Raw genomic sequence first — 26,833 nt, forward strand, 5'->3', positions numbered from 1 at the left:
AGAGATAAAATAATGGCAAAAAACTTCTTGAAGAATGAAGTGGCAGTTAAAATGACGATGGTTGGTTTTGGTCAAGCTGGTACTAGAATGGTAGACAAATTTGCGGAGTATAAGCATACAGATGGGACAGCAGTATATAACTGCTTAGCACTAAATAGTAATGACGGAGATCTAGCTGAATTAAAAAATGTACCAAAAAGCAATCAGGTTTCACTTAAATTAGGTGGATTAGGTAAAAACCCCGAGCGCGCGGTTAAAGTTCTAGATTCAAATGAGGAAGCAAAAGAAAGATTAAAAGACTTTATCACTGAACGTGTAAGACCATCGGATGAACTTGTTCTATTTTTTGCTGGATTAGGTGGAGGAACAGGAACTTCTACAATAATTAAGGCTATTGAAGAATTTTCGGCATTTCATAACAAGCCGATAATTAGGAAAGAGTTACAAAAGGTTGCACAACAATATCCAATGGCTGAAATTAAAGCAAATCAAGCAAAATTTGCAAGAATAGCCTTTGAAAATGCTGTTGAGCGTAAAGATTTTATTAAAATGGGAATTGTGGTGACACTTCCTGTCCGAGCTGATGGACCAGATGTACTGCGACAAGTAAATAAATTTTCACAAGAGATTTGGAAACTAGCAAATGACAAATCTAAAGGTGTAGCATTTGTAGTATTTGCTGATAACCAGCACTTTTATGATGAATTTAAGGAATTAAATGAAAATGAGAAAAAAGGTATTGCTAATTCAAGAGACTATGCAAATCAACGGATTAGTGAGATTATTCATGAGTTAAACACTGCTGCTAATGGTTCTGGTACATCTGTAATACTTGACTCTCAAGACTTTAAACGTATTTTGCTTGAAAAAACGGGCTGCTTAGTAATTAATAAAGTTTCACGTAATATGAACCAAATAGAAAATAGCCATGCAATTATAGATATGTTCCAGGAGTCATTAAGAGGAAGTTCATTCCACCATCCAATTGATTTAATGAAAAAAAATAATGATGGTTCTGTTGAAGCATCAAAAGTACATCATTTTGGTATGTTGGCTATATTAGATGAGCAAAAAAACATTGATGATTCCTTTATGGATGATGCTAAAGTAGAAGTTTCAAATAATCTACCTATAAATGGTACCGTATTTAATGGATATTTAATAAGCAAAAATGATTTCTTAGGAAGCGTGTATACGTTCTATAAAACTGATGCGTTACCATCAAGGTTATCTAAAGGATTAGTAGAAGAATTTAATGAGTTTAAGGAAAGACAAAGTCAAATTCAATATACAAAGTCCCAAATTAGTACAATAGAGAGTATAGATGAAGATGAAGATTTAGGGTTTGCGTTTGGAGATTTTATTGACATGGGTAATGATGAAGAAGATGAAAATTCTGGGATAAATGAAGATGATGAATTAGCAGATTTTCTAGATCCAGATAAGATGTTTGGTACTACAAAATAATAAAAAAGTCTGGATAAACATCCAGACTTTTTTATTATTCTACAGCATTCATAAGAGATTTTATATAATCAATAATATTATCCTGTATGTACTGCTCAATGAAGAATTGCTTTTTACTCAAATCTTCCTCTTTTTTAAACCAACCAGCTTTTCTAGTACGTTCTTCTTCAGGTTTACTATTCCACAGATTTTCTGCTTGTTTTCTTAATTCTTGTCGTGCTCTGTGCTCAATGATAAAATTATCAAGTCTATCTTGACGTTGACGCAATTTTAGGGTTTCTTCATCCTCTGGTTGTGGCAATTGTTTAAGTATACTCTCCACTCTCTCTTCATAACGAGACTCAATATGTTTTATTCTCTCTTCTAACTGTTTAGATACCATTTTTTCAATGATTTCTGCAGTAGCCTGAAGGTTTAATTCAGTAGATACCTCATTTGATTGATTCTCTGGTGATACAGGTCTTAAATCAAATTGGTGTGGTAAAAGGTCAATAATTGCATCTAAAGACCATTTCTCATCTCTTTTTAGCTTAATAAATAGAGCGATTTCAAGATCTAATGTATTATAGAGTTTTTCATTGGTATTTTGGGTTCTTAACGTTTCGTGAAGTCCCTTTTCCTCTAGAATGTTGAACCAATTATAAACGGTATTATGATGACGTCCAACTAGTTTAGAGAATTCAGTTATTCGCCATGCTTTTTCAAAAACATTATCATCTAATATATCATCATCAGTAATTTGATGGTCTTGTGATTCGTTTTTTTGATCAATCATTGTAACTACCTCCTTAAAAAATCAATGCATGAACACCCAAACTGAAATTAACATGTAAACTGAAATTAACATGTTAGGCAGTAATGCGGCGATATTCATATAAACCCCTGCACATCTAGTGACTCACATGAAATCTGAAATTAACATGTGAGAAAGTTTTTGTTAACAGAACATTAACTATAAATACGGAATATGCTAGGTTTGCTGGTGTTATTATTAACTTCAAGTATATAAATGGTAATGTGCTATCAATGAAAACCTCGCCCTTTTACATTAGTGAGATCAATGATAGTTGCTATGAGATTAACAAAATACGTTACTTAATACTAATGATAAGGAAATATAGCTGATTTGTAAACAAGTTATAAGGAGATAATCATTGATAGTGTGGAAAAAAGTAGACTTAAGCTAGGAAATTTAAATTATAGTGTATAATTGCTAGAAATAAAGGTAATAATAACGCTAAATTAGTAGTATGTTATGAGCTCAAATATATTTAGAGTATATGATCGCCATCAACACATAAATAAACTATGAAATTCAATACTCACTCCATGCTGCATAGAATACTTGAGATGCGTTTATATGGTTACGGTAATACTGCTGTTTTTTAAACAACCTAAAGACATCGTTTATCTAATTTCAAACAACATGCCCTATATTATAGTAACATCTTCCTGTTTAGAGGTAATTCTGACTTAACACCGACATTAACATGAAATGCGACATTGACATAGAAAGCATAATAAGAAAATGAATTTATTCAGGTATCGATGTCTTGTTAACTAAGTGTCAGTTTAGTCCCGCTATATTTGTTGTTTGTTTCATAATATGTATCCTAGCATATTGTGTGTGTGTGAATAAAGGGTATGAAATTGATGTATCTACCAGCTATTAGACGATGCCATTAAGAAGACTTATAATGTTATCGTCAACATAAGATTGATATTTTTCAAGTCCATCATATCTATTGTCAATTTCATATCAACCGAAAGGATTAAATATTAACGTTATGTTTTAAGAAGTTTATTTTATAGATGGAACTTTGTATTTTATTAGAAGTTTTATATTTTTTTAGTAATTCATTCGTTGTAGTTTCAAGTTACTGGTTCTCAAGCGAATCTATATTTTTTAATAGGATGTTAATGATATTGAGTGAATGTATGTACTTGCTGCTTAGAAAATATTGATATGACATTGATATTTTCTGTTAAGTTTTTAACTACATGTTAATGTCAGTTGATATATTAATGTGAGTCGATTTTATAAAACGCACTTTTGCTGTTCACATAACATTAATATGGAGAATTATATATTAATGTTATGTGAATTCGAATGTATATAATGATTGTAAGATTTTCATGTGAAAACTCTGGATCTTCTGTAAGTAACTTTCTAGACATATTATGTTTTTGAAAATTCCGGTTATCCTAGGGGTTATCTAAATGAAAGAGAGAAGAACTTAAATGCATATTATTAATTATAAAAGTTATCGATGGTGCAAATCCAATTGTTATTTAGAATAATTATGGGATAATTTTATGAAATTTAAACGTGAAGAGATATTGACATTTAATTTTTATAAAGATAATCTTGTACATGAATATTAATTACTAAAGGGTTATATATGAATAAATGAAATTAAAATTCTTGCTAAACGGACACACCGAAGGCACATAACCTGCCAATGGTGTGTCTTTTTTATTTTTTGGAGAGGAGTAAAAGGAAACTATGAATACACACTTAATTTTTTCTGAACAAAGTCTTAATATTCATGGGGTTAAATTTTTTGATGGACTATTAAACATCGTAAAACTAGAAAATGAAAGAAAAGAGTTACCATCTTCAGCTTTAGCTACTTACATCTTGCTTCAATTTGAATGCAATGATATAGGAATGCTACCACATGAATTTCAAATAATGGATCTTGCCAAGAAAAGTGGGATTCCCTACACAACGATTTATACAGGGTTTCAAGTTTGTTTGGAGCGTAGACTCGTAAAAGAAACACCTGTTGGAAATCGTACTGTATATGAAATTGTAGATTATGCGTTGTATAACCACACTATTGCAGAAACTGCAAACTTGAGAGGTATATCGCTATCGTATTTCCGTATTCCATTTCACCTAATTCAAACAACGATAATGAGTAGTCTAGTAAAGGCTCGTGATAATAGAGGGATTATATTCCTTTTAGATTTAATCAATACTTTTTCAAGAAAAGTGGGTATGGAACATTATAAACATAAAATTGAGGAGTTTCAGATTACAAGAAAGATGGCTTTCTTAAAAGAGAGATTAAATCGTAATGCAAAGAAAGTGAGACAATACATAGAAATTATTAACCCCATTGTGCAATTTACTGCAATTGATTCTAAAGAGAAGAAATCTAATGAAGCAAGAATTAAAAGTGTAAGAAAACAGGTAAAACAAATTATCATTGAGAAGTTCAACGTTGTATTTTCTTCAAACTGCGTAATTGAGAATGATAAAAAAGAATTACATAGACCAGTAGCGAAGTGCAGAAAAGAAGCGGTGTCTCGTTTGAAACACATGGGACAGGCGTTACGTAAAAAAGATAAAGAAAATATAATGACTGCATTTAGACAAGAAATTGTTGATATCGCAATCTATTTACCGACGAAACAAAAACAAAGTGAATTATTAATTTACGCAATGACTTATGCATTAGATCAAGTTGAAAGTTGTTTGAAAGAACAAGAAATATTCTCTATTCCAGCATTTATGCGTATACAGTTTAGAGAGTCCTGGAGAAGTTTTAAGGAAGAAAACTTGTCTCCAGGGGAAAGACACGATGCAATGATAAATTATCATAAGAAAAATGGTGTTTATCCGGAATTTATTTAATTTTTTTAAAAAATATACGGCAGCCCTTGTTAAAAAATCACTTAAAAGCAAGGGTTATTTGGCATGTTCTTTAATTTGAAGACATGCTTTTTTATTTAGGAAAATATACCTATTAGCATTTTTCCGGAAGCATATAATCAATTTACGTTATGTTTGGTTACGATTCGGTATGTTTATAATTCGATTCAATACTTGTGGTTATCTTAGTAATATTATTCAAAACTTGTGAATTCTGAGTAATATGTTATTTAACTTCTTAATTTGTGGTTTCTATGATGTAGAACTTGTATGTAATGGGGATATTACGATAGTGAATTTAGCTTAATATCCAGCAACGTATGTAATACAAGGCTTTAGAGGTGTTTGCTGAATCTCTTTATAATTAATAATTGAGTTTAGTTATATATATTTCTTGTTGGTTTTATATAAAATACTTGTGATTATTTATATTTAATTACTTGTATTTTTTAGATTAAATACATAGAAAAATAGAAAGAAGGAATAAATATAAGTTAACAAGGAGGTAATTAATCTATTGACTTTTAAAATTCATAGAGGTATTCTTATACGTGAACAACAATTAACTAAGAGAAATATACAAATTAATAGATTTAATTTCTAGCTAAACGGACACACCGAAGGCACATAACCTGCCATCGGTGTGTCTTTTTTTTGTATAAATAACAATAAAAAGGGAGAATTTGAAGCTATGAACGAAATTGGGAACATGAGTAAAGAACGATTTACAAAGTATTGTGAGGACAATGCAGCATTTGAAGAGGATATTAGTCGTATTATTAATCACTACTTTTTATTACTAGGGAATAAGGCAAATATCTTACAGGAAAGAGAATTTAATAACGAAATTGAAGAAAAAACGTTTAAAAATAATGTGAAACGTTTTGAAACTCTATTCCCTGCAGCTGTTAAGAATGCATTTTTAAAAGGATATCAATTATGCCTTGAGTTTATAAATCATCCTGAAACACAAATTCCTGAGAACCTATATACTGATCCGAATTTTATAAAAGATATTCCTTTTGCCCTAGCAAATGCATCTGAATATGAATTGTACGAAATCATTCGTACAGATGAAACACAGGAATTTAGTGTGTTTGCTATACGAACATATGAGGGGATTCGTCCATTGTTAGAACAAGTATTTTGCGAAGTTGCATTCACTGGTGCTGAATATGCTTTTGAACATGAGCGATTGGAGAAAGGACTTGAATTAAAGAAAGGTAATAGTACCTCGTTAACCGAAGTTCCTGTGGATCGTCTTTTCGCTATTACGCCTTCTGTTAATGGAGTTGTTGTACATGCGGAAGAACATTGCGAGATTTGGAATTTAAATTGGAATAGCAAAGTAACAATCGATAATCCTTTTGTTGAGCTTGCTGAGGTTACATTTATTCATCAAACAAAGGATATGATTCAAAAAAATATTGAAGATGGTGTTTTATACTACAGCATTCTTTATCTTGGTACACCTTTACATGAGATACAAGATCGATTAGAAATACGAGTAAAACTAAATTCTGATTTTGGAGCTCCACGTACAATGGATCAAGTTGAAATTGAGTATATTCTGAATGAGATTATCGGGAAGGTTCATCTTCAAGCACAAATTCCAATTGAAAACATGATTTTAATCCAACGTTAGATTTTGTAGGAGGTTAACTATGGTGAAAAAAATCGTTTTAGCTATTAGCGATACTGTATATACGGCATATTTACGTGAGGATTTTATTGGTGCGGGATTTGAAGTAGCTGATAGTGATGTGATGCATATCAAGTATCTAGATGAAATTCTAGATACAGAACAGCCCGATATTCTATGTATTAATGACAAACGATTAAATATTGATGCAGGACATGAAGAGAAACGTGAATTGATTATCTTACAGAAATTAAGAGATATTCGTTTTAATCGAGATATTCGTATTGTGGTATTTACAGAGCGTGAAAATGATGATGAGTTTTTGGCGAAACTGATTTATCTGGGTATCTATGACATTTTTAACTCTCGTAAAATTGATATTGATAACAAAGTTATCCCGCAGCTGCTACAGGAGTCGGATATTAAAAATGTAGCGGAAATTGTAGGAGCAAGTCAGGCACCACAACAAACAAAGTTGCCCGAAGTTCCTGTTGATGAGGAAGAAGAGGAAGTATCAAGTGAATTAGAGGAAGGTGGCAAAAATGAAGCTACCTCTAATTCCAACAAACTATTTAAAAACAAGCAAAAGCGTAAGTCTGTTCCAAATGAGACGCCAAAAGCACCTATTATAAAAAAACAATATAAACTGGCTTTTGAGCCGGTATATGAAAAACAAATTGGTATTGCTATTCCGAGAAGAACAATTGTTGTGGCCAGTATGAACAAAAGAAGTGGTGCAACTTTTGTTTCACATCTTTTAGCTGCTTACTTAAATGAACTACAGATTGATGTGAACTATATAGAGAGTCTATATGATGATGGGTATACGTATCCTTTATTAAAGGGATATACAGAAGCACCAGAAAACTATCGTAGTGAATTTATGTTGCAGCGATATAAAGAGATGCTACAGAAGGAATCTGATATATTATCAATTCCAAAATGGAAGCAAGGAAGAATAAATTATATCGTAAAGAATCCTATAGTGGACCAAGAGCTGAAAAACGAAACAGAGCAGGACTTTGACCATTTTATTAAGGTATTATTGGCTAACCAAGAAGCGCCTATATCTATTATTGATGCGGGGTACGATTGGGATAAAGATTTATACCATGAAATATGTGAAATGGCAGATTTTATTTTCTTTGTAGCAGAACCAGATCTGCATCAATTGTTAAAGATAGCGCATCCTCTTACACAAAAGGAGAGAAAGCTTGTTTCTTACTTAGTTTTAGAGAAAACGAGAATTATTGGGAATAAGTTTTCTCCTGCACTTTTAAAGCATGAAGTAGTAGAAGAATGTTTTGGCGATAAGGTATTAACTGCTTTAGCACCATATGAGATAGAGGATGTATTTGAATCTCAATTAAAAAGTAGTACGTTACTATCTAGTCGGAACTATTATAAAGAGCTTGAAGGAATAATGAAGGAAATAGCAGAGTTATTGCTGCCAAACCAATTGTTGAATCAAAAGAAAAGTTCCATTTTAAGTGGATTTCGATTTCGGAAGTCTGAAAATTAAGGAGGGGTGAAGAAAGATGCAAAAATTTATTATAGGGGCCGCTTCAATATTATTATTTGTTGGTTGTTTATTCTTAATGACAGATATGATTATTGGAGATACAACACACACAGATAATAAGTCTGCATCAGATCGCGCTGGAAGTACAGCAATGGATAAAGCCGTAAAAGTAGGTGTTTTACGAGCACAAGAAGAAATTGCTATTGAACCAGGTATCGCAAAGAAAGAATTTGAAAAGTCTTATAAACAAAATGCAACATTTAAGGATCCTGCATCAAAACGAGAGTTTTCTGTACATGCTGTACAAGAGCAACCTGCAATGATTGCGGTTGAAGGAGAAGCGGAAGCTGCTAGTTATACGAAACAATTTGATGAAAAAAAAGGTAACATTAAGAGTAACGCAAAACACATATTTATTTATGAAGCAGATTCTGACAACAAGAAAGCTGGAGGAAACGTGAAATAAATAAGAAAAAGTAGGTGTGTAAGAAATGCAAAATACAGTAACAACAGCGCTTTTTCTAACGCTTTCTTTATTATTGATAACCCTTATACCAGAAGGTGTACTGTATGGAATGCAGTTAGTAAAGGCACATGATTTTGCTTCTAGTACAGTAGAGTTAGCAGAACAAACAGGTGGTTTTCAGTACACATATGAAGGGAAAAACGTAAATCTAATTCCTGATATAGAGAAGAAAATGAAAGAGCAGAATATGGATGGATGGAAATATGAATATACTAAAGGGCGCGTAGATCATAATCAGCCATTAAATTTTAAGATAATAGCTGAACATCACTTCTTTATTTTTAAAATGATAGGGATTGATAGTGTGAAAGCACCAATTTGGGCTAATAAAGATGGAATGGGACAAATCTATTTCCGTTGAAAATAATCAATATGTATAAAAAGAGGTAAAAACTATACTGAAAAGTGTAGTTTTTTTACTAGAAATAAATATTTATAAATAAATATATAAAAATACTTTACAAGCCTATTTTAATATGGTAATATTTTCCATATAGAACAGCGGTTATAAAAAAACGCTAATTAATAAATTTATATGTTAAAGTATCTGGATTTTATATTTAAATTCGGTACAATAAAGGAATCTATAAAAAAACTAATATGCTTGGAGGAACAAACAATGGCTAACAAATTTTTAAAAACAGCAACAGCATTAACAATTATGGGTACATCATTACTAGGAGCAGGAGCATTTACTGCTAAGGCTGATAACACAGACTCATTAAAATTCAGTGATGTTCCAGCAAATCACTGGTCTACAAAAGCAATTTATGATTTAACAAATCGTAAAGTAGTACAAGGATACGGAAATAATATCTTTGGTTTTGGTGACAACGTAACTCGTGGGCAAGTTGCTCGTATGATTTATATGTACGTTAAACCAGCAGATGCAGATACTAGCTTCAAAAATCCATTTACAGATATTAGAGGACACATGTTTGAAAAAGAAATTAGAGCACTTGCTAAAGCAGGTCTAGTAAATGGTTATGGTGAAGGGAAATTCGGTCCAGATGATGTCTTAACTCGTGAACAAATGGCGCAAGTACTTACAAATGCTTTCAAGTTCAAAGCTACTAAGACAACTTCCTTTACTGATATTGATAAAAACTCATGGGCATTAAAAGCAATTAGTGCATTAGAAGAAAATGGCGTTACTATTGGTACAGGAGGTAAAATGTATTCACCATATGCACATGTAACTCGTGAACAATATAGCCAGTTCTTATATAACTCTATTAATGCAGTAGAAAAAGAGACTAAGCCAGAAGTGAAGCCAGATCCAAAACCTGAAACAAAGCCAGAGGAAAAACCAGAAGTGAAGCCAGATCCAAAACCTGAAACAAAACCAGAGGAAAAACCAGAAGTGAAGCCAGACCCAAAACCTGAAACAAAACCAGAGGAAAAACCAGAAGTGAAGCCAGACCCAAAACCTGAAACAAAACCAGAGGAAAAACCAGAAGTGAAGCCAGATCCGAAACCTGAAACAAAACCAGAGGAAAAACCAGAAGTGAAACCAGATCCAAAACCTGAAACAAAACCAGAGGAAAAACCAGATACAAATTTACCATCAAGTATAGATAAAGGTTTAGTTACAGAGGAAGTTACGTATAATCCAAACGCTATGAAAAACCCGATTGCTCAAAAATCTATTTCTACAGAAGCGCAAAATCTTATCAAGAGTGTGAATGCTAAATATGGCACTAACCTTAAGTATGCAGATTTAAATGGAACTATTAGAATAATTGATAAAAACATGTATTTACCAGAAGGTACAATTGGGGCACAAGTCTACGTTAATGCAACTAGTGAGAATGATTTTAAAATTATTTTCTTAGATAATAACGAAGCAACTATTGAATTAGCTAAAAAGTGGACTACGATGTTAAATTCTGATTTAGTTCTAGATAAAGAAATTCAAGAAACTGTAGATGCTCAAGAAATTAATAACTATGAAAAAGGAATTTATAAGATTCGTGTAGGTCATTCTACAGCTGACCACATGATGTACATTCAAGTACGTGTATAATATCATTGCAATTTAATATTTCATTTGATATATTGAAATATGTAATATAACAATTAATGAATAAATTTGATTTATTTACGTAAAGGACACACCTTACGTACCTCCCAAGGTACAGGTGTGTCCTTTTTTATGTTTAAAGGAGGGATTTTATGAAACTGAGTAAAAAAGTATTATTAACCTGTACTTCTTTAATTTTGTTATTACCATCTGTAGCAAGTGCAGGAAATAGTGATGTGCCATTTTATGATGGAAATGAAACTACGATTTTAGCGTCAGACGAATTACAATTGAAGGGAAAACTACTTAGGTCCGGAAGTGGATATAAGCCAAAAGAGTTCGCATATAAAGCCGATATACATTTTCCTGCTGTTTATAATGGTTCTTTTAATTGGGGGAATCCAAGGGAAAACCTAATCCAAAATGAAGACCATTCAGATCCTTATGTGCGTATATCAAATGACGGATACATTAACCCTTCAGTTGTAGTGGGAGATAGAATGGTAACTGAAGTGGAGAGAATTACAAATAGCATAATTACAGATAAATATTGGGGCAACTCTCAGTTTGTTTTAGAAAATTTAATTCCACATAAGATTACAAATAAAGAATCCTTTGAATCATATGGACATTTCTATTGGATTAGGGACATTGCATATCTTTCTGGCGGATATGCAGGAGCTGGTGGTGTAAATGATGTGAATAGGTATAGTTTGTGGTATGTACGCACAAGTAAACCTCAAATAAAAGATTTTAAAGCTACTAGTGGGCCAAAAGATATACCCGTAAAATTTACATTTAACGGTTTTGAATATGTAAGTAAAAATAAAGGATACAATGACCGAGATCCTAATGGAACAACAATAAACCCTTATCAAAAAGCTGCTGGAGAACGGAACCGAGTTAAATGGATGTTAGATATTACAAAAGATGGCGAAACCGTGTATCATCAAGAAAATTATCTACGTTCAACTCCGCAAAAAGATAATCAAAAACCAAATGAAGGTGATGCAGGGCAATTTAAGTCAGAAGAACTAAAGTGGCAGCCACAAATGTGTGGCCGATATACTGCAAAAATCAAAGTCATTGATGCTGTTCAAAGGGAATCAAATGAGAAAACTGTTGATTTCAACATAAATGGTAACTGTGGTACAGAAGTAACACCTAATCCAGATCCAGGTGCTGAAGATGATTTTAAATATAAAATCGATTTCTCTGCTGACCGAATAGAAGGAGAAACAGCAAGAGAAGGAAAGAATATAAAAACAAGAATAGATGTATCACGTGATAATTTTAAACCAGAACGTGACCAATATAGAGCAAAGGTAAATAACAATATTAATAAGTCCAAGCAAGCGGTAAATAGTTCTGAATCCGATAGAGATAGTGCGCAGTCTAGTCTTAGTTATTGCCGTCGTAATCCAATTCATGAGGTAGATGCAGAAGGGAACCATCACTATTACGATAGAGACTGCTCTTGGGAAGAAAATAGATTAGATAGTGCAGCAAGTAGGTTAGATACAGCAAGGCAGAAGTTAGAAAAAGAGAAAAACAAAATTAAAAAGTTAGATGCGCTAGAAGCGAAGTATGCAAATACTGAAACAGTAGTCGTGCTCAAGCATAATGGACAACAAGTAGCATCACAAAAGGTAAGGTTAACTGAGGGAGAAAAGAAAACCTTGAACCTTGGCTGGCAACATAAGGGGAAAGGAACAATTCAGGCAGAAATTAATCCTGCTGGTAACCGTCTAGATATAGAAGAAACCACATACAAAAACAATCCTATTAAAACAGCTATCTATGCACCATCTCATGAAAAAGGGATGTGCGGAGTCACGAGTGTAAAAGGTGTGGTAGAAACAGTAAGTGAACGTGTGTCAAAAGAGGACACAGTGGGAGAAATGTTCTATGAAACATTAAGTGGAAGTATTGATAATTTAGCACCATCTAAGCTCCATGCTGGGTATGGTTTTTCTTATGAAGTTAACGGAAAATACAAAAATGATTGGAATACAAATTATCCAGGTGTATTTACAAAAGCAACAGCACAGTATCCATTTGCAGATGAAGGATTAAAACCAACATATGATTTAGAGAGTGTTTCTAATAATGGCTTAACATCAAAATTCCTACCTAAAAATATGTATTTATCTGAAGTAACAGGACATGTCTTTGATAGTAACAGACCAACTAAGTCTTTATATTGGGATGGGAAGGAAAAAATTATTGATGGCCAACGCAAATGGTATGCGCCATTAAAAACGAAAGATGGAAAATATTCGTTCAATGTTGAAACAAACCCAGCAGGTGTGAATGAAATGAGTTTGTGCCTGACAAATGAAGTGGAAATTAAAGGTGTTGCGTACGATGATTTTAAAAAGAGAAGGGTGCTTGCGGATCTTCCATTCCCTGTGCAAACACCAGGTTGGAATTGGGTTGGAAAGGAACATATTATTACTGATTTATCAAATTGGTACTATATGAAGAATAGAAATTAGTTAAATAGTATTGTATAATGACTTGAATCGACAAAAGTATATAATCCTTCTTGTACTAGTAGCTGAATGGATAAACCAAAGGCATACCCCTTAATGGGGTGTGCCTTTTTTCATAGAAAGGGGAGATTTGAGTGGATAAAAAGAAAAAGCAACGTGTGAGACGAGTGATTTTGCTTGGAGTAATCGCAATGATTGTATCGTTATATATTGGAAATGAATTTCAGGATTGAAATGGGACAAGTTATGCTCCTGCAAAGTATTTTGAAACAGGAACAAAATTGATTTCGTTTTAATAATAATGTCTTTTTTATCAACTATCGCGGATAAATCTGCATGACATGTACAATAGTTGATGTTATAATAAGTGTAGAAGTATTATAAAAATAGTTTTTGCATAAACTAAAGAAGACGAGATGCTCCAACATCTCGCCTTATGTAACTATTACCGCAAGGTGGCTAGTTGCTAAAAAAAGTTTATTTTTTCTTAGAACCGCCCTTCACACGCTTGCAGGCATTGTGGGTGGTTCTTTTCGTTTTTCGTCGCTTTTTTTGTGTTTTCTTCCAAGACGTTGAGAGGTATTTACCTACTCATTTTGCAAAAAAAACAGCGACTTCTCTAGCAATTACTTTTAAAATTTCAATTGCTATCGTGAAAAGTATTTCCATGCGATCACCTCCTTTCTCCACAAAATGAAAGAGAAAGGATAGCAACCAACCACCCTGAAATATTCAGTTACGTTATATTAATTATACCATATTTACGGGTGGGTTAATAGCTTGAAAACCTTGATATGACAATGTTTTTAAGGGTTTTTGAGTATTGAAATTAGAGGTTTGAAATAGTTGAAATAATATTTTTTTTAGAAATGATTGACATATAACTCTATATATCATAATATTGAAATTGTAATATTAAAGAAACCAAATCCAACATTTTCATATAGACTTTAGATTAGCTAAAAGGACACACCTAAGGCGCATTATGCCATAGGTGTGTCCTTTTTTGCGTTTAAAGGCTACATAAGGAGGAATACAAACATTGAAGCCATCTAAGTTTCAAAAGAAGCAGATTGTTGCGGTAGGTCTAGCCGCTGCAACAGTAGCGGGTATCTATGGATACAATCATTTCGCAGTAGAAAATGCTGTAAAGCCAACAAAGATTGTTGTAGCCGCAAAGGATATACCTGCGCATACAGAAATTAAAGAAGACATGCTAGTGGAACGAACTTTACCTAGTGATGCGATTCCCCCAAATGCATTACGTGTAAATAAAAAAGAGGTTGTAGGTAAGTGGACAAATGATGAGCAGCCCATTACAGAAAATAGCTATCTCTTTAAAAATAAAGTAGTAAAGAAAGAGGAGTTACCAGACTCTGCTATTTTAAATTTGAAAGATGGAGAAGTTGCTTTCCCGTTACTCGTTGATTTGGAAACAAGTTCAGGGAATAGTATTATCCCAAATACGTATGTGGACTTGTATTTCAAACAAGTTGTGAAAGAAGGAGACAATGAGAAAGTTGTCTTTGGTGGTCTGTTCCAACGTGTACGTGTGACGGCTGCAAAAGATAGCAATACAGAAGATGCATTTGTGCTGGAAAAGAAAGAATCAAAAGAGGAACAAGAAGGAAAACAAAAGCCTAAAGTAACGCGATTATACACATTGGCTGTTTCACCTGAACAACTTCAATACTTAAATCGTGCAAAAACACTTGGAGATGTTATTCCTGTTGCAGTTGGACAAAAGGTGGAGCAAACAGGGAAAGAATTAGAACCAGCTGAAGGATTCTCACAAATATCTGATCAAAAGAACATTTTAGACTATGTAGAGAAGCATTCGACTAATCCAATTTCTAAAAATGTAAAAGAATATGTAGCACAGTATCTGAATGAATCTAAGTAAGAAAGGGGTTATTAAGATGGAGCGGCAAGTAAGAATCATTGCCTTTTATGCGACAAACGAAAATGTAGGAAAAAGCACATTAAGTATTGCAATGGCAAATGAATTAGCTCATTTAGGGAAAAAGGTACTTTATGTTGAAGCAGACCAAGTAAGACCAAGCTTTGCAGTTGGAACTGGACTTAGCCACGATAGTAAAAACATCTTAGAGCTTGTAAGAAAAGAAAATGAATCCAATCTCTCGCAGTATATTTGTACCAAGCAAGATTTATTAGAGAAAAAAGTGAATCCAAGGTTGATGCAAAAATTGCACGATAAGATGGATTTTCTGGTGTTTCCATCAGGTTATAACTTAACTCAATTCCCAGAGATTCAAAACAAAGAACTGTTTGTAACGACATTTATAGAAGCACTTGTAGATACAGAATACGATTTTATCATTCTATCAGTACCAACTGAATTATCTGAGGTTCTGAGTTATCCAATCCTATACCAATCAGACCTTGTTGTTCATGTGTTAAACGGAAACCCTCGTGGTGCAATAGCAATTAAAAGAGAATTACAACTACTAGAAGAAGCAAAGCTAACATTGCCTCGTATGATTCATGTTTTAAATATGGGAGATGAGGATTATGTAGAAGATATTGAAAAGCTTTCTTCACAAAAAATTGCGGTGACAATTCCGTATGACAGGGATCGTACGAGTTATGAATGGGGGATGCAGTTTGGTTCCCCGCAAATTAATACAAAGGTCCATCACATTATGGAAGCAGCTGGTCTTGATATTCCAACCCAGCATACATCCTCTATGAAAAAGGGTCTCTTTGGTTTACGAAATTAAAAGGGAGGCAGTAGTATGTGGGGCTATTTACAGGGAAAACAAGTCGCCTTAAAGCGAAATCGAGTTGATTTATATCATTTTGGTTATATGATTCGTTCCAAATCAGCTCGAAAGTTAGGAACAACTACAGCTCAACAAATTAAAGATATAACAGATGAAATTCGTGCATTTTTAGTTAAAGAACATCGTGATATCTTAAGTGAATCTTTTATGAATAAGGAAAAAAAAGCAGCTGTAGAGCAAATCATCAAAAGTTTTTTATTAAGTAATCAAGTCGTCATTTCAGAAGTACCTTCTGAACAGTTACTGAACATGGTGTGTGACGATATTGTGGGATTTGGAATTATTCAACCTCTGATTGATGATAAGGATGTAACAGATATTTATATCAATGGTGTAAAAGAGATTATATACGAAAAAATTGGTGAGGGAGAATGCAAGTACAAGTATCGATATGAAGCTGAAGAAGATGTAAAAGCCTTAGCTTATAAGATGGTAAACAGTACGTCAGAATCACTTAATACAGCAAAGCCATCTGTCGACTGCGTGTTCCCTTATATTCGTATCAATATCGCCTTAGATGAGATTGCTGGACTTGGTACAACAATTACTATTCGTAAGAATGCAGATCATCTTCGTGCCTCAGAAGAACGTATGTTATCTACAAATCAAGCATCGAAAGAGATGTTGGACTTTTTGGCAGCAGCTGTGAAAGCCAAAATGAATATTTTAATTGCTGGAGCAACAGGAACAGGGAAAACGGAGTTTATGAAGTACCTTGCTTCTCATATACCAAAGAATGAACGTACTCTTGTAGTGGAAGATAATCCTGAACTCTATTTACATCGCATATTTCCAGAGCATCATTTTGTTCCGATGCAATGTAGGGCATCCGAAGTTGAAGAAAATGCAATTGATTTTGATAGATTGTTAACAAATGCTTTACGTCAAGGACTAAAGAGATTACTTGTAGGGGAATCGAGGGGGGGAGAAGCCCTGAAAATGATTAACTTCTTCCAAACGGGACACTCTGGTTCTACCTCAGTCCATGCAAGAAGTGCAAAAGAAGCAGTAAGACGTTTAATGCTTATGTGTCTACAAAGCGGTGCGAATATTGGTGCTCAGTATTTATATGAATTAATTTCACAGACATTTGATGTGATTGTCTTTTTCGAAAAGAAAGATGATGGGAATCGTTATATTACAGAGATGATTGAATTATTGGATTATCAAGGTGATATACAATTTAATCAACTTTCTCAGTTTATTCCGACATACGAGGAACATGATGAAATGAATGAAAGAGTAGGAAAAATTCATGGCCAGCATAAAATTACAGCAAGAATGTCAGCCGAAATGGAGAGGAAATTCCGTTCTTCTTCTGTAAAACCAGCTCTTTATGCACCATTCCTTTCACAACAGGAGGTGCAGTATGCATAGTTTGTTAGCTTATGGATGTATATTATTAATCTTTATTAGTGTAGTATTGCTTGTTTTACTTTTTGCGAGATCTAAAGGTTCTGCTCTTTCGCAATTTGTACAAGAAAATGAGAAAGAAGAAAGGCGCTTGGAATTAAGAAATATTAAAGGCATACGAATGTATCTGCCACAATCTGTTATCCAAGAAGCCCAAAAGTACGAGTGGAAATTGACGAAAAGCATGTATTGGGTATATACGATTCTTTCCGGAATGAGTATAGCGGCAATATTCTACTTCTCCTTTGGAAGAGATCCTTTTACACTGATTTCTGCTTTATGTGGATTTTTAGTTCCGAGATTTCTTCTCTATCGAAGAAAAAAACGTTACTACTTGGTTGTCATTGACCGTCTTTCTATTTATATGAAGGCAGTAGCGAATGCGCTTCAAATTAGTAATAACGCTAAACGCGTGTTAGTACAAGTAAAGCCAATGATGCATGAGAGCATTCAAGAAGAAATAGAAAAAGTTTCTCTTTTATTAGAAGGTGGAACTACAATGCACCGTGCATTTAAAGGATTCAATGAAACGTTTAATTTTAGAGAATTGGTTTTCTTCCATGAAATGTTGGAAGTGTGTAGTCGAGAAGGCGGGGCGAATTCAGTACAAGTCTTATTAGATATTGCAGAAGATTTCGAAAAACAAAAGCTATATCTGGCGAGATTACGTTCTAGTTTGTCACAAGCACAACGCGCGTTTGTACAGAACTGCTTAATCGTCATTGCCATGCCGATTGTGATTATGTTGATGTCAAAAGAAGCATATGGATTTTTAGCAGGTTCTATGATGGGGAAAATTGCATTAGCGGTAAATATGTTCATTGTATTTTTCTTAGCAACCCGTGTAGAAAAGATTGCAAATTATAATCCAACAGAAAGAGGGGAATAAAGTGGCTACGATTTTAGCTTTAGTGGTATTCGTTGTCATGTACTGGGTATTCTCTACCTTTCTACAAAGTAAAAAAGACAGCGGTAGCCTACTTACAAACTATGTAGAAAATGCAAAACGAATTGAAAAAAAGAATTTAAATCAAATGATGCTTGCTCCCTTCCAGTCGTTATCACATAAGTATCTGACAGAAGAAAAGAAAGAGCAGATCCAAAAAAAATTAGAAGAAGCTGGTTTGGATACGAAACCAGAAGAATATTTGAAAATGAAGGTTGCGTATCCCATCATTTTCACTTCTGTTTTCTTGATATGTACGGTGTTTCATGATTACTACTTATTTAAAGTGGGCGTTTTGATTTCACCACTGCTTTATTTATATCCCGATTATCTATTAAAGAGAAGAATCAAGCAGGCGATAGAAGCAAGGAAGTTCGAATTACCGGAGTATTTAATTCCTATGTTGCAATTGTTAAAAACACATACAACATTAGAAGCGGTAAAAAAAGCGCAAATATATGCTGGGAGACATCTTCGACCGTATGTATCTACACTTACAGCGGAATTAGAAATGTATGCGGGTTCGGATCAACCATTTCGAAACTTTGCAGCAACCCTAAATAGTCCAGAAGTAAATACCTTTACCATTGCATTGCAACAAGCACAAAAAACGGACAAGGTACAGAGTCTTCGTATTATGGATGCACAGATTAAAATGATGCGTGAGTTAAAACATGAGAACTATAACCGTCTCATTCAAAATAAGCCAATGGAAATGAATAAATTTAACGTAGCGGTTATTGGATGTATTGTGATTTATCCAATGGTTATTGTTATTCAATCCTTAATGCAAGGATTTGCAAGTATATAGAAAAACATTATTCAAAATGGAATAGGTAAAGGAGCAAAATATATGTTAACGAAAATGAAGAATTGGTTAAAAAATGAAGACTCACAATTATCATCAGAAAATGGTATGTTAATCGCCTTGGCGGTAATTATTGTGCTAGTAATTGGACCATTTGTATGGAAAGCAATCCAAGGTGGCTATGATACAATTCTAGCTCGATTCACAAAAGCATCAAGCAATGCAGATGTGAATACTTGGAACAAGAAATAAAAGTTTTAGGTTCATGATGTTTATTATGTATAGCTCAAATAAATGGATAAGGGAGATTCAATCATGTTAGCAAAAATGAAAAATTGGTTAAAAAATGAGGATTCACAACTATCATCAGAAAACGGTATGTTAATTGCCTTGGCGGTCATTATCGTATTAGTAATTGGACCGTTTGTATGGAAAGCAATCCAAGGTGGTTATGATACGATTCTGGCACGATTCACAAAAGCATCAAGTAATGCAGACGTAAATTCTTGGAATAAGTAATAAAAGATTTAAATAGTTAAGTTCTTATTTTAGTAAATTCTAAAAATTGATATATAAAGGAGATAAAATTCAATGTTAGCAAAAATGAAGAATTGGTTAAAAAATGAGGATTCACAGTTGTCATCAGAAAACGGAATGTTAATCGCCTTAGCGGTAATTATTGTGCTAGTAATTGGGCCATTTGTATGGAAAGCAATCCAAGGTGGTTATGATACAATTCTAGCTCGATTCACAAAAGCATCAAGCAATGCAGATATAGATTCTTGGAATAAAAAATAAATATAAAAATAAACGAGGGGGCTATTCTAAAAGTGGTTCCCTTTTTTACATAGTATTTTTATATGAAATTAAGAGGGGAGTAAAGAAAATGAGCCTGTATATCATGGGATTATTTCTAAGTTATATGGTACTTAATGTATTTACTGACTTAAAGTATAGAAAAACAAAAAATGTATGGCATTTCATTTTTTTAATAGTAGGTTTAGGTATTACGTATTTTGCAGGAATACGAACGGGAAAAGAGATTGTAATTGTACTAACTATGGCCTTAGTATGTGGCTTATTGTTAGAGACATTTAAATTTTCTTCACCCGGTGATACGAAAATGCTGGTGGTGGTAGCCTTATATGTTAGCAATGTAGTAGAAGAATCGGCTATGCTTACCGCAATTACATTAACAGCTTTCCATTTACTATTCTTTTGGATTGCTAGTATTTATCGATTAATTAAAATTTTAGGGTTTGTAGGAGCGATTAAAGACCAATTGGAGCATGCTGCGTCTATATTTGGTGTGAAACTGCCTAAGAAAGAAATAAAGCTAATACAGAGCTTTCCTGGGGCTTGTTCTATTTTACTAGGGGCGATGGTTTATATTGCGTTCACTATCTATCAAAATGGAGGTATCTTGGCTTGAACAGTAGAATCATTCATCAAAGAGAAACCTATATTTATTTTACAATTTTTGCGCTAATAGGCGTTATTATTTTAAACATGTTTATTAATATATTGTTTGTATTAGCATATCCTTTACTGATAGGATTAATTGTGCAGGTTATCTTGTTGCAGAAGATAAAGAAGCCATTTTATCGGAGTGGGAAAGAATTAACAGAACAGTTAAAACTAAGAAATATGTTTCTAGTAGAATCAAATATTTTAGGAGATGAAGAAGGAACAGTTTATGAGGTGCATCAAATGCCTTTTACAATCTCTAATGGATTAATTAATAAAGATAAGACTTATAAAGTGATAAAACAAGAGTATGAGAAAAAAGTAAAAGAGGATTTAACGAAAATTTCTAAATGGCAAGTTACAACAAAAGCTAGACTTGTTACGACAACTCATTTTCGTTTATATACAATTTGGCAGAAAAATAGTACAGGCTATCAGCTAAAGAAGTTAGAAGATTGTATAGATCCATATGCCAAGATGAACTTTATTCAATGGATAATTGCTTCATTCTGTACGACTGGCCGTTTAAAGTATGATAAGAAGCCTAAAGAATGGGAAAGTTACGAATGGATAACCTTAAAATAAAAAGACAAAAGTTATAATACTTTTGTCTTTTTTTCTTACTATTTCTTCTAACAGTTTCGTGAACTATGCATGATTTTTAGCAAGTTCTATAAATGCTTGATATTTTGTTACATTACTAATATCAAGTCCGAAATCGAAAGCATCTATTTCTGCATGATAAGCGTAAGATACTAAACCAAAATCTTTATGTGACTCAGGGAAGTAAATAAGTACTTTTGCATTTTTATAGTCTTTTAAATTTAATAATCCATACATTTTAACTATTAGATATTTGCCGATTCTATTAATTGCACTTGTTCCGCTTGTGACGTTAGAAATCTCATCATAAATGTGTAATGTATGATTTTCACTGTCGACGAATAATAAAAAATGATTGCAACCCATATTGTGGAATTTTTCTGTAACTAGGTGATATTGGTTTTCTCGGCTAGTAGGGAATAAGAAAATATCGAATGTATCTTCAGCCATCATAATAGTTGCTTCATTATCTCTTGTATCGTTTTTAAACTTTTTGAACATGGAAATTCCCCCTTTCAAAGAACGTATGTTTTTATAATTGTAGTATAGATTTAATGTAGTTAATGTCATATATTGTGAAAAAATAGGAGAAAAGAGAAAAATATTAATTCTATAGACGATAAAAGAACAAAAGCTGCTGTCACAATTACTTCTTAAAACATGGATACAAGTATACAGAATGCATTGGACTCCTATCTTCAACGGATAGGTCTTCTTATTTCTTAATTACCAAAAATGATGTTTTATTTTTTATATAGAAACGAATATATGTGCAGGGAAGAAGGCTGGAATAAAAACAATTCGAATCGCTAGTCATTTGGAGGAAACAAAAGCAACTTTGAAAATTTTTGCTTTGCTTAATGTAGCACGTGAAAACATTTTTTAAGATTCATAATAACTCAGATAGATTAAAAGAAATTTTAAAATATATTACTAAGTGTATACAATACAATGATTGTGAAAAAATAGTTGAAATAACAGTGAATACAAATGTGTTGCTTGCTCATATGACATGTAAATGAGATAGGGTCCAATTGTCAAAAACTTAGAAATTAAAGATTGATGTAAATACGCTCTTAGTATTTTTGATTGACTCGTTTTTTTATAAAAAAGTTTAATCATTTTCTACATATGTTACTCAAATGAATATAGGAGACATATCCTGTTACAACTGTAAGAAAACTCATGCCACGACTGAGATAACGAGTAGAATAGAGCAAAATATTACACAGAGAAGAAAAAACAACTGTTAATTTGTGGATAAAATTGTTATTATATGTAACATGTTTTGTTTTTTTGTGCTAATATTATAAACGCAATTCTTTATATTTGAATATAATCTTATTAGTTCTCATGTGTATCAGAAGGCGGGGTGAGGATGATGGATGCAAAAACCAGCTGTTTTATTCAAAACTTAAACGAAAAATTGCAATTTTGCACATACGAGTTTATTAGAGTGGAAGGTTGTGGAGATAGAAAACAGGTTGAGAAAGAGCTAAAAAAAATCTTATTGGATATTGAGATTATGATTCATTTAACAGAGCTTTTTATGCTAATAGACAATTCGTATGCGTCAGAATTAAAGCAAATACATGAGAAATTACTACAAAAACAAGAGTATATTCAATTCGAATGCAACAACACTTTAGTCTGTATTTAGAAGCAGAAAAAGCTAAGTTTTCTAAAAAAAGGGAATTTTTTTTAGAAAAAAATATTTACATTTCTCATTTTTTGGAATAAACTTCTAATTGTAAAAGAAATAAATACAAAATATGGAAAGGTTGTGCGTTATGACTAACGTAACTGGAACGAAATTTACTTATGAACAAGTGCAGGATGTGATCATCACTGTAATTAAAGAAGAAGCTTCAGTAGATGAAGTAGCTTTAGATGCAACTTTACAAGATCTAGATGTGGATTCATTATTGTTCGCAGAAATTATGATCGTATTACAAGACGAATTTGATCAAGAGCTGGAAGTAGAAGAGCACTTAAATCCTAAAGAATCAAAGCCTACTGTTAACGATTTGGTAAAGGCAGTTTATACATGTTTACAAGTTTAATAGTTTAAACTTGTTTTAATTTATTTAAATTAATAAACAGATTTTATAATCAAACTTAATGTGGAAGAAAATTATGATTCGTAGAAGGAGTTAATAAGATGACGACTACAGTTGATACACGTACTCGATTTGATGTAGAAAAATTTGAAGACTGGAAGAAAGAAGGCGTTTATCCATTCTTCCCAACAGTTGAATCAACAACTGACAACTACATTACAACAAAAGAAAACGGTAAAATGTTGATGTTCGGATCTTGTGATTATCTAGGATTATCTCAGAATGATTATTTAAAACAAAAATCCATCGAAGCGATTCAGAATTTTGGTACAAATACATATGGTGCACAAATCTTTTGTGGTCATACAACGATTCATAATGAACTAGAAAATAAACTTGCTAAACTATACAATAAGCCAGCTGGAATTATATTCCCATCTGGTATGACTGCAAATATTGGGGTTTTAACTGTATTAGCTGGGCCAGACGATGTCATTATAAATGACAGATTAAATCATATTTCTATTTTCATGGGAAGCCAGTTATCAGGTGCGCAAATCCGATCCTTCCCACATAATAATGTAAAGAAGCTAGAATCTATTTTAAAACAAAGCATGGACAAAGGAAAAAGAATCATCGTTGTAGATGGCCTATTTAGTGCGGATGGAGATTATGCGCCATTAGATAAAATATGTGCACTTGCAAAAGAATATAACGCGATTGTAATGGTTGACGAAGCACATTCATTTGGTGTTGTTGGACCGAACGGACTAGGAGTTGCGGAGCATTTTGGTGTTTTAGACCAGGTAGACATTGTTGTTGGAACAATGAGTAAAGCTGTAGGTAGTGTTGGCGGATTTATTGTAACAAATAAAGAAATTGAAAAAGGTATAAGATATTATGCACCATCATATACGAGTTCAAGAGGATCTACGCCAGCAGTTGCAGCGGCTTCCCTTGCTTCTTTAACATATATGGAAGAACACGGTTTACAATTAAGAGAAGACCTTTGGAGAAATTCACGATACTTAATTGATAAATTACAGGAGAATGGTTTCAATTTATTAGATACTGTAAGCCAAATTGTCCCTGTTCTAGTTGGAGATGATAAAAAGACAGCAAGCGTCACTTCATGGTTGATGGAAAAAGGATTGTTTACAGCAGCTTTCATTTCTCCAGGTGTTCCTGTAAATAAGGGTCGATTACGTATTGGTGTTACAAGTAGCCACTCGATTGAAGAATGTCAAAAAGTAGTTGATTTATTAATAGAGGCTAAAGAAATCTTTAAATTTTAATTCCTATATTTGCTAACTATCGTTGTAAAAGATGATATACTTATACATACAGATAGTTATGATACCATCAGTAATATTAGCTCATTTACCTCATTTACCTCAAACTGATGGTATCATTATAAATATATTAATTAAAAAGGATGCGAATCATGGAGAATTACGAATGCAAAAACAGAGAAAACATTCTCGAACAATTTAATTTGGCGACTCCCATTTTCCAAGCATTGGGCGATGTAAATCGGCAGCAAATTATTATGATTTTACTTAAAACAGATGGATTAAATGTAACTCAAATAACAGAGCAAATGTCAATTTCTAGACCTGCAGTATCTCATCATCTAAAAATACTAAAACAGGCAGAATTGGTTAGATCAAAGAAACATGGAAAAGAAGTATATTACTCTTTGACAACCAGTAATTTTGTAATTTATATGAAAGAATTAGTATCTGCGATTGAAGCAGGATATTAATTTTTTTAATTAACATGTTTATAAGTTTGAACGCATGAACATGTTATGTGCACTTTTAAGAAATAGGAGGTACAAAGATGCAAAACCAAAATCATTCAAACAAAATTTATTTCTTACTTTTATTAGTTCCTTTGTTTTGGGGAGGTTCATTCTCAACAGCTGAACATGTCGTAACAGAAATTCCACCTCTAGTTGCGGCTACACTTCGTTTCGGTATCGCGGGTGTCATCCTTATGGTGTATTTAACAATTAAAGCAGAATGGGATATGGGATCTATTAAGAAAAGATGGAAAGGATTATTATTAGTCGCGTTAACTGGTATTTTCGGGTATAATGCTCTTTTCTTTTTAGGTGTACACTATACATCTGCAATCAATGGTTCATTAATCATTGCAACAATGCCAATCTTCGTTACACTAGGTTCTATTCTCTTTTTAAATGAAAAATGGAACAGCAAGGTCGGAATCAGTTTATCGCTATCTTTAATCGGTGTGATTATTGTTATTACAAAAGGGTCACTTGATATGTTACTTTCTTTAGCATTTAATGTGGGAGATTTACTATTTTTAGCTGCTTTAGCATGTGGCGTTATTTATGGTTTAGTAGGTAAAGCTGTTATGAAAGATGTTTCGCCTTTATTTGCAACTACGATTATGACTGTTATGGGTTCTGTTTTTCTAGCAATCTCTTCCTTATATGAAGGTGGCTGGGACAAAGTACCAAGTATGTCTGCACAAAGCTGGTTAGAAATGTTTTATATGGTTATATGCGGTACGCTTGTTGGATATATTATTTTTAACAAAGGTGTAGAGCAAATCGGTGCAAGTAAAGCGAGTATGTATCTAAATCTTACACCAATCGTGACGACTTTAATTTCTGTAGTGTTCTATGGATCAGTCATGAGTTGGAAAGAAGTAATTGGTATGATATTTGTACTAATTGGGGTATACATTGCTAATTCAAAACCAGCAAGTTCAAGTAAGAAAGTTGCCCTTAATGATTAAAGGGATTGGTATAGATATTACAGAGATTGAAAGATGGAAAAATAAAAAGATACTGCAAAAACTATTCACGGAACAAGAAGTAATGTGGGCTAAAGAGAGTTACATCAACTATTCAATCATGTGGTGCATCAAGGAAGCATCAGTAAAAGCACTCGGTACTGGTTTTCAAAAGAACACTATGTGGAAGGATATAGAGATAGTAAACATTGATGGGAAATACGAAATACATTTCAGCACTGCAGCAAAACAAAAATGCCATATAAAAGCAAAAGATCAATTCTATATTGATGTGACAAGAAACGATACGAGTGTGATAGCACATGTAATTTGGACTGATACTCATTTGGTATAAAGTTAATATTGGAGTAGCACCACATCGCTATCAAGCTAAGATTTTAAAGTCTCCCCTAAACGGAAATCTTCTTTCTCTACAGGTAGTTACTTTGAGAAGATAGCTCATCTTTTTCGTTTTGGGGGCGCTTATTTTTTTGTTGATGGTGATTTGGCGGGCTCCTATAAAAAAAGACACCCTAAGGTGCCTTCCTCTAACTTGAACCACGTTCATTTAGTATAAACCCATCCGTATTATCCCTTTGTTATACGTGTAAACACATCCTATAAACAGAA

At 33.1% G+C, this 26,833-nt stretch carries 26 protein-coding genes and 1 pseudogene; 24 read left to right on the top strand and 3 right to left on the bottom strand.

Going from position 1 to position 26,833, the window contains the following annotated elements; all coding sequences use genetic code 11:
- Positions 1-12 precede the first annotated feature (12 nt).
- Complete coding sequence (locus AU379_RS24270) at positions 13-1,467, top strand: cell division protein FtsZ (protein WP_061139879.1); 1,455 nt, start codon at positions 13-15, stop codon at positions 1,465-1,467.
- A gap of 34 nt (positions 1,468-1,501) precedes the next feature.
- Here the strand turns inward: AU379_RS24270 and AU379_RS24275 are convergent, their stop codons facing one another.
- On the bottom strand, positions 1,502-2,242 hold the full coding sequence (locus AU379_RS24275; RefSeq protein WP_061139880.1) for a hypothetical protein: 741 nt from the start codon (positions 2,240-2,242) through the stop codon (positions 1,502-1,504).
- A 1,731-nt stretch (positions 2,243-3,973) separates the two neighbouring features.
- Here AU379_RS24275 and AU379_RS24280 point away from each other — a divergent pair.
- The 7 genes from AU379_RS24280 to AU379_RS24310 all read left to right on the top strand — a co-directional run bounded on the left by AU379_RS24280 (position 3,974) and on the right by AU379_RS24310 (position 13,339).
- Positions 3,974-5,110, top strand: a complete 1,137-nt coding sequence (locus AU379_RS24280) for a hypothetical protein (protein WP_061139881.1) — start codon at positions 3,974-3,976, stop codon at positions 5,108-5,110.
- A gap of 709 nt (positions 5,111-5,819) precedes the next feature.
- Positions 5,820-6,773: a hypothetical protein gene (locus AU379_RS24285; protein WP_061139882.1), complete on the top strand. Its 954-nt coding sequence runs from the start codon at positions 5,820-5,822 to the stop codon at positions 6,771-6,773.
- A 19-nt stretch (positions 6,774-6,792) separates the two neighbouring features.
- Complete coding sequence (locus tag AU379_RS24290) at positions 6,793-8,292, top strand: hypothetical protein (RefSeq protein WP_061139883.1); 1,500 nt, start codon at positions 6,793-6,795, stop codon at positions 8,290-8,292.
- Between the two features lie 16 nt (positions 8,293-8,308).
- A complete protein-coding gene (locus AU379_RS24295) occupies positions 8,309-8,758 on the top strand; it encodes a hypothetical protein (RefSeq protein ID WP_061139884.1) in 450 nt (149 codons plus the stop codon).
- 25 nt (positions 8,759-8,783) lie between these two features.
- Positions 8,784-9,179 (top strand): DUF4320 family protein, encoded by a 396-nt coding sequence (locus tag AU379_RS24300; protein WP_061139885.1) that lies wholly within the window; start codon positions 8,784-8,786, stop codon positions 9,177-9,179.
- A gap of 258 nt (positions 9,180-9,437) precedes the next feature.
- Positions 9,438-10,844, top strand: a complete 1,407-nt coding sequence (locus AU379_RS24305) for an S-layer homology domain-containing protein (protein ID WP_061139886.1) — start codon at positions 9,438-9,440, stop codon at positions 10,842-10,844.
- Positions 10,845-10,993: 149 nt separating this feature from the next.
- Positions 10,994-13,339, top strand: a complete 2,346-nt coding sequence (locus AU379_RS24310; RefSeq protein ID WP_061139887.1) for a hypothetical protein — start codon at positions 10,994-10,996, stop codon at positions 13,337-13,339.
- 474 nt (positions 13,340-13,813) lie between these two features.
- On the opposite strand, the pseudogene AU379_RS24315 reads toward AU379_RS24310, so the two are convergent.
- A pseudogene (locus AU379_RS24315) lies at positions 13,814-14,005 on the bottom strand (hypothetical protein).
- 373 nt (positions 14,006-14,378) lie between these two features.
- Between AU379_RS24315 and cpaB the strand changes: the two are divergent.
- The 10 genes from cpaB to AU379_RS24365 all read left to right on the top strand — a co-directional run bounded on the left by cpaB (position 14,379) and on the right by AU379_RS24365 (position 21,359).
- Positions 14,379-15,239 carry a Flp pilus assembly protein CpaB gene (gene cpaB / locus AU379_RS24320; RefSeq protein ID WP_061139888.1) on the top strand — a complete coding sequence of 287 codons (861 nt, stop codon included), beginning with the start codon at positions 14,379-14,381 and terminating at the stop codon, positions 15,237-15,239.
- A 16-nt stretch (positions 15,240-15,255) separates the two neighbouring features.
- Positions 15,256-16,077, top strand: coding sequence for an AAA family ATPase (locus AU379_RS24325; protein WP_044307155.1), 822 nt, complete (start codon positions 15,256-15,258; stop codon positions 16,075-16,077).
- 15 nt (positions 16,078-16,092) lie between these two features.
- A complete protein-coding gene (locus AU379_RS24330; RefSeq protein WP_061139889.1) occupies positions 16,093-17,517 on the top strand; it encodes a CpaF/VirB11 family protein in 1,425 nt (474 codons plus the stop codon).
- Complete coding sequence (locus AU379_RS24335; RefSeq protein WP_061139890.1) at positions 17,510-18,442, top strand: hypothetical protein; 933 nt, start codon at positions 17,510-17,512, stop codon at positions 18,440-18,442. The genes AU379_RS24330 and AU379_RS24335 overlap by 8 nt, the downstream gene beginning before the upstream one ends.
- 1 nt (position 18,443) lies before the next feature.
- Entirely contained in the window at positions 18,444-19,310 is an 867-nt protein-coding gene (locus tag AU379_RS24340) for a hypothetical protein (protein ID WP_061139891.1), read from the top strand.
- A 42-nt stretch (positions 19,311-19,352) separates the two neighbouring features.
- Positions 19,353-19,559, top strand: a complete 207-nt coding sequence (locus tag AU379_RS24345) for a hypothetical protein (RefSeq protein ID WP_000956356.1) — start codon at positions 19,353-19,355, stop codon at positions 19,557-19,559.
- A 63-nt stretch (positions 19,560-19,622) separates the two neighbouring features.
- Positions 19,623-19,826, top strand: a complete 204-nt coding sequence (locus AU379_RS24350; RefSeq protein WP_000879955.1) for a hypothetical protein — start codon at positions 19,623-19,625, stop codon at positions 19,824-19,826.
- A 72-nt stretch (positions 19,827-19,898) separates the two neighbouring features.
- A complete protein-coding gene (locus AU379_RS24355; RefSeq protein ID WP_000879952.1) occupies positions 19,899-20,105 on the top strand; it encodes a hypothetical protein in 207 nt (68 codons plus the stop codon).
- 88 nt (positions 20,106-20,193) lie between these two features.
- The gene (locus tag AU379_RS24360) at positions 20,194-20,739 is read left to right on the top strand and encodes a hypothetical protein (RefSeq protein ID WP_044306997.1); all 546 of its coding nucleotides are present in this window, start codon (positions 20,194-20,196) and stop codon (positions 20,737-20,739) included.
- Complete coding sequence (locus AU379_RS24365) at positions 20,736-21,359, top strand: hypothetical protein (protein WP_061139892.1); 624 nt, start codon at positions 20,736-20,738, stop codon at positions 21,357-21,359. Before AU379_RS24360 ends, AU379_RS24365 begins: the two co-directional genes overlap by 4 nt.
- Before the next feature lie 63 nt (positions 21,360-21,422).
- Here AU379_RS24365 and AU379_RS24370 read toward each other — a convergent pair whose 3' ends face one another.
- Positions 21,423-21,878, bottom strand: coding sequence for a hypothetical protein (locus tag AU379_RS24370; protein WP_061139893.1), 456 nt, complete (start codon positions 21,876-21,878; stop codon positions 21,423-21,425).
- Between the two features lie 877 nt (positions 21,879-22,755).
- Between AU379_RS24370 and AU379_RS24375 the strand changes: the two genes are divergently transcribed.
- The 6 genes from AU379_RS24375 to AU379_RS24400 all read left to right on the top strand — a co-directional run bounded on the left by AU379_RS24375 (position 22,756) and on the right by AU379_RS24400 (position 26,558).
- Positions 22,756-23,037 (top strand): hypothetical protein, encoded by a 282-nt coding sequence (locus tag AU379_RS24375; RefSeq protein WP_082770004.1) that lies wholly within the window; start codon positions 22,756-22,758, stop codon positions 23,035-23,037.
- Between the two features lie 130 nt (positions 23,038-23,167).
- Positions 23,168-23,440 carry an acyl carrier protein gene (locus tag AU379_RS24380; protein ID WP_044306994.1) on the top strand — a complete coding sequence of 91 codons (273 nt, stop codon included), beginning with the start codon at positions 23,168-23,170 and terminating at the stop codon, positions 23,438-23,440.
- Between the two features lie 98 nt (positions 23,441-23,538).
- Positions 23,539-24,732 carry an aminotransferase class I/II-fold pyridoxal phosphate-dependent enzyme gene (locus AU379_RS24385; protein ID WP_044306993.1) on the top strand — a complete coding sequence of 398 codons (1,194 nt, stop codon included), beginning with the start codon at positions 23,539-23,541 and terminating at the stop codon, positions 24,730-24,732.
- 149 nt (positions 24,733-24,881) lie between these two features.
- The gene (locus AU379_RS24390; protein WP_061139894.1) at positions 24,882-25,202 is read left to right on the top strand and encodes a metalloregulator ArsR/SmtB family transcription factor; all 321 of its coding nucleotides are present in this window, start codon (positions 24,882-24,884) and stop codon (positions 25,200-25,202) included.
- Positions 25,203-25,279: 77 nt separating this feature from the next.
- Positions 25,280-26,206 carry a DMT family transporter gene (locus tag AU379_RS24395; protein ID WP_061139895.1) on the top strand — a complete coding sequence of 309 codons (927 nt, stop codon included), beginning with the start codon at positions 25,280-25,282 and terminating at the stop codon, positions 26,204-26,206.
- Positions 26,199-26,558 carry a 4'-phosphopantetheinyl transferase superfamily protein gene (locus AU379_RS24400; protein ID WP_061139896.1) on the top strand — a complete coding sequence of 120 codons (360 nt, stop codon included), beginning with the start codon at positions 26,199-26,201 and terminating at the stop codon, positions 26,556-26,558. The genes AU379_RS24395 and AU379_RS24400 overlap by 8 nt, the downstream gene beginning before the upstream one ends.
- The last annotated feature ends 275 nt before the right edge of the window (positions 26,559-26,833 follow it).

Source organism: Bacillus sp. JH7, assembly GCF_001563515.1.
In the GTDB taxonomy this organism is placed as follows: domain Bacteria; phylum Bacillota; class Bacilli; order Bacillales; family Bacillaceae_G; genus Bacillus_A; species Bacillus_A cereus.

What these genes read in the sequence shown, in the direction of transcription:
- AU379_RS24270 (WP_061139879.1), top strand. Translation starts at nt 13, where the DNA reads ATGGCAAAAAACTTCTTGAAGAATGAAGTGGCAGTTAAAATGACGATG.
- AU379_RS24275 (WP_061139880.1), bottom strand. Translation starts at nt 2,242, where the DNA reads ATGATTGATCAAAAAAACGAATCACAAGACCATCAAATTACTGATGAT.
- AU379_RS24280 (WP_061139881.1), top strand. Translation starts at nt 3,974, where the DNA reads ATGAATACACACTTAATTTTTTCTGAACAAAGTCTTAATATTCATGGG.
- AU379_RS24285 (WP_061139882.1), top strand. Translation starts at nt 5,820, where the DNA reads ATGAACGAAATTGGGAACATGAGTAAAGAACGATTTACAAAGTATTGT.
- AU379_RS24290 (WP_061139883.1), top strand. Translation starts at nt 6,793, where the DNA reads ATGGTGAAAAAAATCGTTTTAGCTATTAGCGATACTGTATATACGGCA.
- AU379_RS24295 (WP_061139884.1), top strand. Translation starts at nt 8,309, where the DNA reads ATGCAAAAATTTATTATAGGGGCCGCTTCAATATTATTATTTGTTGGT.
- AU379_RS24300 (WP_061139885.1), top strand. Translation starts at nt 8,784, where the DNA reads ATGCAAAATACAGTAACAACAGCGCTTTTTCTAACGCTTTCTTTATTA.
- AU379_RS24305 (WP_061139886.1), top strand. Translation starts at nt 9,438, where the DNA reads ATGGCTAACAAATTTTTAAAAACAGCAACAGCATTAACAATTATGGGT.
- AU379_RS24310 (WP_061139887.1), top strand. Translation starts at nt 10,994, where the DNA reads ATGAAACTGAGTAAAAAAGTATTATTAACCTGTACTTCTTTAATTTTG.
- AU379_RS24325 (WP_044307155.1), top strand. Translation starts at nt 15,256, where the DNA reads ATGGAGCGGCAAGTAAGAATCATTGCCTTTTATGCGACAAACGAAAAT.
- AU379_RS24330 (WP_061139889.1), top strand. Translation starts at nt 16,093, where the DNA reads ATGTGGGGCTATTTACAGGGAAAACAAGTCGCCTTAAAGCGAAATCGA.
- AU379_RS24335 (WP_061139890.1), top strand. Translation starts at nt 17,510, where the DNA reads ATGCATAGTTTGTTAGCTTATGGATGTATATTATTAATCTTTATTAGT.
- AU379_RS24345 (WP_000956356.1), top strand. Translation starts at nt 19,353, where the DNA reads ATGTTAACGAAAATGAAGAATTGGTTAAAAAATGAAGACTCACAATTA.
- AU379_RS24350 (WP_000879955.1), top strand. Translation starts at nt 19,623, where the DNA reads ATGTTAGCAAAAATGAAAAATTGGTTAAAAAATGAGGATTCACAACTA.
- AU379_RS24355 (WP_000879952.1), top strand. Translation starts at nt 19,899, where the DNA reads ATGTTAGCAAAAATGAAGAATTGGTTAAAAAATGAGGATTCACAGTTG.
- AU379_RS24360 (WP_044306997.1), top strand. Translation starts at nt 20,194, where the DNA reads ATGAGCCTGTATATCATGGGATTATTTCTAAGTTATATGGTACTTAAT.
- AU379_RS24370 (WP_061139893.1), bottom strand. Translation starts at nt 21,878, where the DNA reads ATGTTCAAAAAGTTTAAAAACGATACAAGAGATAATGAAGCAACTATT.
- AU379_RS24375 (WP_082770004.1), top strand. Translation starts at nt 22,756, where the DNA reads ATGATGGATGCAAAAACCAGCTGTTTTATTCAAAACTTAAACGAAAAA.
- AU379_RS24380 (WP_044306994.1), top strand. Translation starts at nt 23,168, where the DNA reads ATGACTAACGTAACTGGAACGAAATTTACTTATGAACAAGTGCAGGAT.
- AU379_RS24385 (WP_044306993.1), top strand. Translation starts at nt 23,539, where the DNA reads ATGACGACTACAGTTGATACACGTACTCGATTTGATGTAGAAAAATTT.
- AU379_RS24390 (WP_061139894.1), top strand. Translation starts at nt 24,882, where the DNA reads ATGGAGAATTACGAATGCAAAAACAGAGAAAACATTCTCGAACAATTT.
- AU379_RS24395 (WP_061139895.1), top strand. Translation starts at nt 25,280, where the DNA reads ATGCAAAACCAAAATCATTCAAACAAAATTTATTTCTTACTTTTATTA.
- AU379_RS24400 (WP_061139896.1), top strand. Translation starts at nt 26,199, where the DNA reads ATGATTAAAGGGATTGGTATAGATATTACAGAGATTGAAAGATGGAAA.